The organism is Bradyrhizobium sp., assembly GCF_016462955.1.
GTDB lineage: Bacteria > Pseudomonadota > Alphaproteobacteria > Rhizobiales > Xanthobacteraceae > Bradyrhizobium.
The window spans coordinates 1-7,480 of sequence record NZ_JAEMSD010000345.1 but is presented as its reverse complement, the minus strand read 5'-3'; the positions used below and the strand labels follow the sequence as shown (position 1 = coordinate 7,480).

The following is a 7,480-nucleotide window of genomic DNA, read 5'->3' as shown; positions in this document are numbered from 1 at the left end:
AGACCCATCCCGAATACATCGCGAGAGCGAGCGCTGCGATCGCCAGCACCGAGGTCGCTGCATCGGTCACGACATGGACATAGGCCGCGCGCAGATTGTTGTCGTGATGATGGTGGTGATGGCCGTGATGATCATGGCCGTGGTCGTGATCATCGTGGCCGTCATGCGCATGACCGTGATGGTGATGATCGTGGCCGTCGCGCAGCAGCCACACGCTGGCGAGATTGACGCACAGGCCGAGCGCGGCCACGGCCATGGCTTCGCCATAGACGATCGGCACCGGATTGATCAGCCGCAGCACGCTCTCATAAGCGATCTCGACCGCGATCAGGCCGAGGATGATGGCGCTGGCGAAGGCGGCGAGATCACCGAACTTGCCGGTGCCGAAGGTGAAATGCGCATTTCCCAGATGCCGCCGCGCGAAGCGATAGGCGAAGGCGGCAATGCCCAGCGCCGCCGCATGCGTGCCCATGTGCCAGCCGTCGGCCAGCAGCGCCATCGAACCGAACAGCGAGCCGGCAACGATCTCGCCGACCATCATGACCAGCGTCAGGACGACGACGAGCCAGGTGCGGCGCTCGTTTTGGTCGTGCTTCTCGCCCAGGAAGGCGTGGTCATGGGTCCATTGTTCGATGGAATGGGAATGCATCGAAGTCTCCCGGAGATTCAGCTCTGCCGGCGCAATATAGATGGCCGGCCCCAATTTTCTAAGGTCCAATCGTCTCGCGGATTGACAGTGCTTCTTAGTTTCGCTGTAATCGGAGCCATGGGGATTTGAGCGATCTCCCCACGAGGCGACACGCCCAAGCATCGCGTCCCGTTTTTTCTTGCGAGGACGCATCATGTCTACATTCACGACGATATCATCCGACAAAATGGCACGGCTGATCGGCACGGCGAACGCGCCCGTTCTGATCGATGTGCGCACGGAGGAGGATTTCGCCGCCGACCGGCGGCTGATCCCCGGCGCCATCAAGCTCGGCCACGACAACGTGACGGACTGGGGCGGCGCCTTCGCCGGGCGCCGCGCCGTTGTCTCGTGCCTGCGCGGCGAGAAGCTGGCCCAGGGCACCGCGGCCTGGCTGCGCCAGCTCGGCGTGCAGGCCGAGACGCTGGAGGGCGGCTTCGAAGGCTGGAAGGCGGCCAAGCTGCCGCTGGTCGACGCCCGCAAGCTGCCGCCGCGCGATGCCCAGGGACGTACCGTCTGGGTGACGCGGGCGCGCCCCAAGATCGACCGCATCGCCTGCCCTTGGCTGATCCGCCGCTTCGTCGACCCCAATGCGGTGTTTCTGTACGTCGCCCCTTCCGAGGTGGTCGCGGTCGGCGAACGCTTCAACGCCGCCCCCTTCGACATCGAGAACGTGTTCTGGAGCCACCGCGGCGAGCTCTGCACCTTCGACGTCATGACCGAGGAGTTTGGCATCGCGACTCCGGCCCTGCTCCGGCTCGCGACGTTGGTGCGCGGCGCCGACACTGCGCGGCCCGACCTCGCCCCGGAGGCGCCCGGCCTGCTTGCGGCCTCGCTCGGGCTGTCGCGGATGTATGACGACGACCTCGAGCAGCTCGAGGCCGGTATGACGCTCTACGATGCCTTCTACCGCTGGTGCCGCGACGCCACCACCGAGACCCACAATTGGCCGACCAACAAGGTGAAGGCGTAATGGACATTCGTACCGTTCAGGCAGGAGCTGGCGCCGGTCACGGCGTCAGCTTCGGGGAAGCCTTTCGCGTCTGGCTGCGCGTGGCCTACTTGAGCTTCGGCGGGCCCGCGGGCCAGATCGCGGTGATGCACCGCATCCTGGTCGAGGAGAAGAAGTGGATCTCCGAAGGGCGGTTCCTGCACGCGCTGAACTATTGCATGCTGCTGCCGGGCCCGGAGGCGCAGCAGCTTGCGACCTATGTCGGCTGGCTGATGCATCGCACCGCCGGCGGACTGATGGCGGGCGGGCTGTTCATCCTGCCCGGCATCATCGCCATCATGGGCCTCAGCTACGTCTACGCCGCCTTCGGCAATGTCAGCTTCGTCGAGGCGCTGTTCTTCGGCCTCAAGGCCGCCGTGCTCGCCATCGTGGTCGAGGCCGTCGTGCGCGTCGGCAAGCGGGCGCTGAGGAACCGCATCATGATCGCGCTCGCAGGCCTCGCCTTCGTCGCGATCTTCTTCTTCGCGGTCCCCTTCCCGGTCATCATCATCGCCGCCGGCCTGATCGGCTATGCCGGCGCACGCAGCGGCCGGCCGGAGTTCGCGCCCGCAGGTCACGGTCATGGTGGAGACGGCGGGGCAGCGATCGACAGCATGCTGGGCGAAGGCGTGCCCGATCACGTCCGTCCCAACACGGGACGCGCGATCCGCGTCGGTGCTGTATGGCTGGCGCTTTGGCTGGTGCCCGTGATCGCGCTGCTGATGGCTTTCAGCCAGGCCAATGTATTCAGCCAGATCGCGCTGTTCTTCTCGAAGATGGCGCTGGTCACGTTCGGCGGCGCCTATGCGGTGCTGGCCTATGTCGCCCAGCAGGCGGTGGAGCATTATCACTGGCTGAAGCCGCACGAAATGCTCGACGGCCTCGGCATGGCCGAGACCACGCCGGGCCCGCTGATCATGGTGCTCCAGTTCGTCGGCTTCATGGCCGCCTATCGCGACCCCAGCGGGCTGTCGCCGATGCTTGCGGCGACGCTCGGTGGCCTGCTCGCGACCTGGGTCACCTTCACACCCTGCTTCCTCTGGATCTTCGTCGGCGCGCCCTATATCGAGCGCCTGCGCGGCAACACGGGCCTTGCCGGCGCACTCAGCGCGATCACCGCCGCCGTCGTCGGCGTGATCCTCAACCTCTCGATCTGGTTCGCGCTGCACACGCTGTTTCGCGAGACAGTGCCGGTGCACGCCTTTCCGCTGAACTTCGATAGGCCGGTGCTGGGGAGCGTGGACATTCCCGCGCTGGTGCTGGCGATCGCGGCGGCGACTGCGATCTTCCGGTTCAAGCTGGGGATGCTGACCGTACTGGCCGGCAGCTGTGTTGCGGGCGTGGCGCTGCGGCTGGCGGGGGTGATTTAGGGCGCGCACCTTGCGGCTTCGCCGCGCTTGCTCTCGGCAAGCGACATTGAACCCCAGGGCTGCAAGGCGGCTTTGGGCCAATTCCTGGATCTTTGCATACTGCCAGATAGCCACCACCTTGCGTTGTGATCCCCCTGCATGAGAAACTGCCTGCGACGGGGGAACGACGATGAAATTGTCTCCGATCTTTGCAGCTTCAATGACAGCGGTGACAGCGCTCGGGATGATCTCCGGAACGGCTGGGAGGGCTCAGAACGCGCTGGCGCAAGATTCTGCAAGGCCGCCCCTTCAGCGCGAGGTAAATGTAACGAGCGACTCAGCACCGGGTTGGTTGCCCTCCCGCCTCCAAGAGGAGCAGGTTCTCAAAGAGACAAGCGACTATTTCTCTGCGATTGATCAGGGACAATATGAGCGTGCTTACGCCATGATGGCCGAAGTCTACCGGAACTCGCTATCTCTTGTCCGGTTCATCCAGTTGAATCGAGAATTTCGCGAGCGATCCGGCACATTGATGCAGCGAAATATCCTGAAGGTCACCTGGACCAAAGATCCCACCAGCGCTCCGTTTCGCGGAGTGTACGCTGCGATGGACATTGAAACCCAGTTCGAGAACGTGGACCGTCATTGCGGCTTTGTGATCCTCTATCAGAAGCCGTCCGGCGGTGACTTCGAGATTATGCGCCAAGAGAGCAATTTCATCGACAACGCCACCGCGGCAAAACTCGAGCGAGAAAAAACGCGCGCAGATCTTGATCGCGTGTGGGCGACGTTGTCTACGAATTGTCCCAACTATAGATCGACAATATCTCCGCGCTCCGCACGCTAAAGGCTAACTTAGCGCCGACGTTCGAGATTCGGATTTCGCCAGTCCCGTGCGCACGCAAGGCCGGGCCATCGTCAACACCTGTTGTCCACCCCGTGTGCATTTTTTCGAGCGCACGGACTCGGGTGCCGGCCGGCGCCGGCCTTCCCTGTCCCGGACGGTCGATGGCTTGGCTTAGCGTCAGGCTGCGGTGTCCAGCTGACCGAGCGCAGCCTTGATATCCTTGGCAGGCGGCAGTCCGAACAGGCGCCCATATTCTCTCGTGAATTGCGGAACGCTTTCGTAACCTACGCCGAAGGCTGCGCTGCTCACGTCAGCCCCCTCCGATAACATCATCCGACGCGCCTCGATGAGCCGCAGCTGCTTCTGAAATTGCAGGGGACTGAGAGATGTGATCGTGCGGAAATGCTGGTGAAACGATGAAGGACTCATGGCAGCCGCTTCCGCCAGTCGCTCGATCCGCAGCGGCTTTGCATATTCGGAACGAATGATCGCGACGGCACGCGCGATGCGTCGCGCATGACTGTCGGCGACCCCGAGAGCCCTGATCGCCGCGCCGTGTCGCCCCGCCAACAGCCAATAGTGGATTTCGCGAACGAGCTGAGCTCGTAGAACCGGCAAGGAAGACGGACGCTCGAGCAGCCGCATCAAGCGGAGCGCGGCGTCGGCAACCTCCGTTTCAGTCGGATCGACGCGCACGGGAACGACTTGCTGCTCGGGAGCAAGCTTCATCTCCACGATCAGGCTCGCGATCACCGCCGGGTCGAGTTCGACGACCAGGGAATAATATGGGAGCTGAGCACTGGCGCGGGTGATCTGGCTCACCGTCGGCACGTCCGCCAAGATCAGGAGCGACTCTCCCGCTCCGAAATCGAAGGTATGCGCTCCCATCGTCACGCGTTTTCGACCCTGCAGGACGAGCGCAACGAGCGGCCGGTTGATCGCGTATTGGAGCTGCCCCGGCGTCAGCGCGCGTATGGCCGTAAGGCCCGGAATTGGCGTCCTGGCCGTGCCGTTTTGATCGGAATGCGAGTCCGCATAGCGGCGAACCGTTTCGAGCAGGGTCGTCGTCATCGCGCGAATTTACACCAGCCGTGGGCTCCGGCAACCGAGATGGCCGGACTGCTTCAACTTTGGGCACGTGAATTGATCGTTCCACGCAGCGACGGTCCGGATTGAGCGACGTCCGTGGTCATTTGGAGGATTAGGCAAGAAGGCTCAAGGATCCGGCAACGCGAATGCCGCCGTATCTGCCACTTTCGCCATGCCAAACGAAGGAGACATGACATGGCAAAAATTGCAATCGTCACCGGTGCGAGCCGCGGCCTTGGCCGCAACATGGCCGTCAACATCGCGCGCAAGGGCAGCGACGTCATCATCACCTACCGGAGCCGTGCGGACCTCGCGGAGAGCGTCGTTTCCGAGATCAAGGCGATGGGACGCCGGGCCGTGGCCTTTCAGTTGGACAGCGCCGACGTCGCCAAGTTTCCCTCCTTCACGCGCAGACTGGGCCAGACGCTGAAGGAGACATTTGGTCGCGAGAGCTTCGACCACCTCGTACACAATGCCGGCGACGGCCTCTTCGCCCCGCTTGGCGAGACCACCGAGGCTCAGTTCGACCAGCAGATGAACCTGCATGTCAAAGGCGTATTCTTCCTCACCCAGGCCTTGTTGCCGCTGATGGCGGACGGTGGCTCGATCGTCACCATCGGCAGCGGCTTGACGCGCGTCACCTATCCGGGCTTCGCCGTCTACACCATGGCGAAAGCCGCCGCTGACATGATGGCGGTCTGCATGGCCAGGGAACTTGGGCCGCGTGGCATTCGCGTCAACAGCATTGCGCCCGGCGCGATCGAAACCGACTTTGGTGGTGGCCTGGTGCGCGACAATGCCGACGTGAACAAGCAATTCGCCGGCATGACCGCGCTGGGCCGCGTTGGGGTCCCGGATGACATCGGCCCGATGGTCGCGAGCCTGCTGAGCGAGGACAATCGCTGGGTCACGGGGCAGCGGATCGAAGTCTCGGGCGGTCAGATGATCTGAACGCCGGACTGCCTTACGGACATGCGATGGCCGCGGCCAGGGTTCACGGCGGTCGCGTGCCCGTCGGGCAAAACACCCCGGTCAATTCCGCCACACCACCTGTCAAGCCCACTCCGCAAAATATTCCGCTTTACCGAAATTCTGATTTATCGTACACACGAAACACCCTGGCCCGAGACGAGGGGCGGATCGCGATCGTCACGAACCGCGGGCTGGGCAGCGATGGACGCGACGGCGTCGGGCGTGATCGGCATTGCGGGGCGGGACATCGTGAGCAATGGCTTCGCGTCAACGACACGGCGCCGACAGCGTCTTCGCATGGCTTCGGGGGCGAGCACACGCCACCCCTCGGATTCCCAGCGAAGACGTGCGCGGACGGAGAAGTCGTGTGGTCCCGACGCCCGGGGTTCTGGCGCCAAGTCTTGCGGTGATGTAGCGGCCAACCGGCGCGCGTATCCACCGGCCGCAAGGCGACGGGGGCAATAGTGCAACGCTCCCCGAGGAGAGCACGAAGGACACCGTTAAAACCATTCGCGCAGGGAAGGCCGGGCGACCGGCACACCTGTGGTCCACCCCGTGTGCATTCTTACAGCGCACGGATCTCGGGTGCCGCTGGCGCCCGGCCTTCCCTGTGCCCTTGTCATTTTGGGCGCGGCGCATCAAGCAAAACTCGGGCGAGACGCGCCGCGGGATGGCGAAAGCGCGCCCGCTATTTGACATGCGAGTTGGAGAGCAATGGCCCCGCTGCTGGCTCCGTCATTGGCTACTTCATCATCATCCGCGCGATCGCCTCGCCGATCACCACTGTGGTGAAATGCGTGTTGGCCCGGCAATCCGACGGCATGATCGAGGCGTCGGCGACGCGCAGGCCTGAGATGCCTTTCACCGAACCGTCGGGGTTGACCACACCGTCGGAATCCCCGACCGCGCTCATCCGGCAGCTGCCGGCGGCGTGCTGGATGTCGCCGGTCTCACGGCGCAGCACCGCATCGAGCTCCTGATCCGGCAGGCTGGCGGCCTGCGGCAACGTCAGGTCGGTGTCGGCAAGCCGGATCCAGTCGGAAATCCCAGACAGCGCCGGCTGCGAGGTGATCACCGCGAGGCGCCGCACCGCGTCCATCATCCGCAGCATGTCACGCGGATCGGCGAGCATGTTCTCCTCGACGACGGGATCGATCGTGGGATCGGTCGATGCAAGCTTCAGCGTGCCGCGCGAATACGCATTGAACAGACCGGCGCCGATCGCCCCGGCATTGCCGATGCCGCGGTGATTGAAGGCGATCAGGATCATGTCGCGCTTGCCGCCATCGGCGAGGCCCGACGAGTAGGTCACGCAGCAATTGGTGTGGCGGGTATCGCGATCTTTTGGCGCGATCTCGTCGCGCATCTTGATCAGCGGGCGGAATAGCGGGTGATCGAAGAAATGCTGGCCGACAGGGAGATCGCGTTCGACGGCGATCCCCATCGCCTGCAAATCGGCCGCGGGGCCGATACCCGAACGCATCAGGATCGCCGGGCTGTGAATGGCGCCGCTGCACAGCACGATCTCGCGCGCAGAAATCTCC

At 63.9% G+C, this 7,480-nt stretch carries 7 protein-coding genes; 4 read left to right on the top strand and 3 right to left on the bottom strand.

The genetic code is table 11. The features are described 5' to 3' along the window. A partial coding sequence (dmeF, locus tag JHD07_RS27580) for a CDF family Co(II)/Ni(II) efflux transporter DmeF (protein WP_291627800.1) occupies positions 1-649 on the bottom strand: 649 nt, incomplete at its 3' end. 193 nt (positions 650-842) lie between these two features. Here dmeF and JHD07_RS27575 point away from each other — a divergent pair. From JHD07_RS27575 to JHD07_RS27565, 3 genes are all read left to right on the top strand, one after another. Next, positions 843-1,661 (top strand): chromate resistance protein ChrB domain-containing protein, encoded by an 819-nt coding sequence (locus tag JHD07_RS27575; RefSeq protein WP_291627799.1) that lies wholly within the window; start codon positions 843-845, stop codon positions 1,659-1,661. Beyond that, on the top strand, positions 1,661-3,049 hold the full coding sequence (gene chrA / locus JHD07_RS27570) for a chromate efflux transporter (RefSeq protein WP_291627798.1): 1,389 nt from the start codon (positions 1,661-1,663) through the stop codon (positions 3,047-3,049). Before JHD07_RS27575 ends, chrA begins: the two co-directional genes overlap by 1 nt. 169 nt (positions 3,050-3,218) lie before the next feature. After that, a complete protein-coding gene (locus tag JHD07_RS27565) occupies positions 3,219-3,875 on the top strand; it encodes a DUF4019 domain-containing protein (protein WP_291627797.1) in 657 nt (218 codons plus the stop codon). A 177-nt stretch (positions 3,876-4,052) separates the two neighbouring features. Here JHD07_RS27565 and JHD07_RS27560 read toward each other — a convergent pair whose 3' ends face one another. Continuing rightward, on the bottom strand, positions 4,053-4,946 hold the full coding sequence (locus JHD07_RS27560; protein WP_291627796.1) for an AraC family transcriptional regulator: 894 nt from the start codon (positions 4,944-4,946) through the stop codon (positions 4,053-4,055). A gap of 213 nt (positions 4,947-5,159) precedes the next feature. On the opposite strand from JHD07_RS27560, the gene JHD07_RS27555 reads away from it, so the two are divergent. After that, positions 5,160-5,915 carry an SDR family oxidoreductase gene (locus JHD07_RS27555; RefSeq protein WP_291627794.1) on the top strand — a complete coding sequence of 252 codons (756 nt, stop codon included), beginning with the start codon at positions 5,160-5,162 and terminating at the stop codon, positions 5,913-5,915. 763 nt (positions 5,916-6,678) lie between these two features. On the opposite strand, the gene JHD07_RS27550 is transcribed toward JHD07_RS27555, so the two are convergent. Further along, the coding region (locus JHD07_RS27550) for a GMC oxidoreductase (protein WP_291627792.1) at positions 6,679-7,480 on the bottom strand (802 nt) is incomplete at its 5' end.

Bases quoted from the DNA above. Each gene is read 5' to 3' on its own strand.
- JHD07_RS27575 (WP_291627799.1), top strand. From the start codon at position 843: ATGTCTACATTCACGACGATATCATCCGACAAAATGGCACGGCTGATC.
- chrA (WP_291627798.1), top strand. From the start codon at position 1,661: ATGGACATTCGTACCGTTCAGGCAGGAGCTGGCGCCGGTCACGGCGTC.
- JHD07_RS27565 (WP_291627797.1), top strand. From the start codon at position 3,219: ATGAAATTGTCTCCGATCTTTGCAGCTTCAATGACAGCGGTGACAGCG.
- JHD07_RS27560 (WP_291627796.1), bottom strand. From the start codon at position 4,946: ATGACGACGACCCTGCTCGAAACGGTTCGCCGCTATGCGGACTCGCAT.
- JHD07_RS27555 (WP_291627794.1), top strand. From the start codon at position 5,160: ATGGCAAAAATTGCAATCGTCACCGGTGCGAGCCGCGGCCTTGGCCGC.